This window comes from Clostridium sp., assembly GCF_051650885.1.
Classification (GTDB): domain Bacteria; phylum Bacillota; class Clostridia; order Clostridiales; family Clostridiaceae; genus Clostridium.
Window position 1 is genome coordinate 1 of record NZ_JBOFRG010000366.1, and the last position, 1,709, is coordinate 1,709.

Genomic DNA, 1,709 nt, shown 5'->3' on the forward strand with positions numbered 1-1,709 from the left:
TAGATGCTTATTATGCAAAAATCCAAGATGTAAGACAGCGTGTCCGATAAATACGCCAATTCCTGAAATAATTAGTTTATATAGAGAAGGAAAAAATGAAGAGGCTGGAAAGATTCTTTTTGAGAATAATCCATTATCAGCAGTTTGTGCAATTGTATGTCCTCATGAAGAACAATGTGCAGGAAACTGTATAAGAGGAATTAAGGGTGAGCCAATTCATTTTTATGAAATTGAAGAAGAGATTTCAGGTGATTATTTAGAAAAGGTTAAGTTTGAAAAAGGATTAAGAACTAAAGATAGTGTTGCTATAATTGGTGGAGGTCCTGCTGGTATAACAATAGCCTTCATATTAGCTCAAAAAGGATATAAGGTTACTATATTTGAAGCTCATGAAAAGATTGGTGGAGTTTTAAGATATGGAATACCAGAATACAGATTACCAAATTCAATGATTGATTCAATTAGCGATAAGTTAGTTCAATTAGGTGTTCAGATTAGACCTAATATAATGGTGGGTCCAGTTTTAACACTAGATAGATTAATTGAAGATGGATATAAGGCTGTATTTATTGGAACTGGTGTATGGAATGCTAAAAAATTAAATATAAAAGGTGAAACATTAGGAAATGTTCATTATGCTATTGATTATTTAAAGGCACCAGAAGTTTATAATGTAGGAAAAGTTGTTTGTGTTATAGGAGCAGGAAATGTTGCCATGGACGCAGCTAGAGTTGCTAAAAGAAGTGGGGCAGAGCATGTTTATGTAGTTTATAGAAAAGACTTTGCTCAAATGACTGCAACAAATAAAGAAATAGAAGAAGCAAGAGAAGATGGTGTAGAGTTTGATTTATTTAAAGCACCAGTTGAGATCTTAGAAGATGGAATTAAAGTTGTAAAAACTGAAAATGTTGAAGTTGATGGAAGGATTCAAACTAAAATGTTAGAGGAAGAAAGTTTTATTCCATGTGATACAACAATAATTGCAATAAGCCAAGAGCCACGAAATACTATTGCATCAAGAGATAAGGAACTTCAAACAAATAAGTGGGGTCTTGTTATAACTGATGAAGAAGGAAGAACTACTAAGGAAGGTGTTTTTGCTTCAGGAGATGTAGTTACAGGAGCTAAAACTGTTGTTCATGCAGTAAATCATGCTAAGAAAGTTGCAAATGCAATTATGGAATATTGTGAAAAATAATAATTAAAATAAAACCATTAAATCAAGTTGATTTAATGGTTTTATTTACTAGCTTCCAAATACAGTAGCTAAATCATCAATTAATTTTTTTAATTCTAATGAAGTTCTAGGAATTAAAATTCTAGTTTTCTTTTCATCTTTTTCTTTATATATAGAATCATTTCCTTTTAAAAGTTCTTTTTCATTAATCTTATCAAAATATTCTTTTACTCTATTTCTTTTAGGATCTCCTAATAAATCAGTTTTTTCGTGATTTAATTCAATTTCATGGTTTATTGCTTCATTATCATCAGTGTTTTTAATATGAACATATTCATTTACATCTTTCATTCGTATCACCTCTTAAGATTTTATATTATTATGATAACATAAATATAGCCTAAGAGTTTATACTAAATTTTTAAATTTAAACTTATTCGCTTTAAGGATATAAAAAGCATTTAAAAATCCTAAAATACCAATTAAAATAGCAAAACTAAGACTAAAGGGAGCTTCAAAAAAGCCATTGTTA

General features: G+C 29.4%; 2 protein-coding genes. One reads left to right on the forward strand and one right to left on the reverse strand.

Features of this window, described 5'->3' with window-relative positions; translation table 11 throughout:
- Positions 1–1,198, forward strand: a 1,198-nt coding sequence (locus tag ACRC28_RS18455; RefSeq protein ID WP_438544918.1) for an NAD(P)-dependent oxidoreductase, incomplete at its 5' end; no start/stop codon positions are given.
- 48 nt (positions 1,199–1,246) lie between these two features.
- Here ACRC28_RS18455 and ACRC28_RS18460 read toward each other — a convergent pair.
- Positions 1,247–1,528: a hypothetical protein gene (locus ACRC28_RS18460; protein WP_438544919.1), complete on the reverse strand. Its 282-nt coding sequence runs from the start codon at positions 1,526–1,528 to the stop codon at positions 1,247–1,249.
- Positions 1,529–1,709 lie beyond the last annotated feature (181 nt).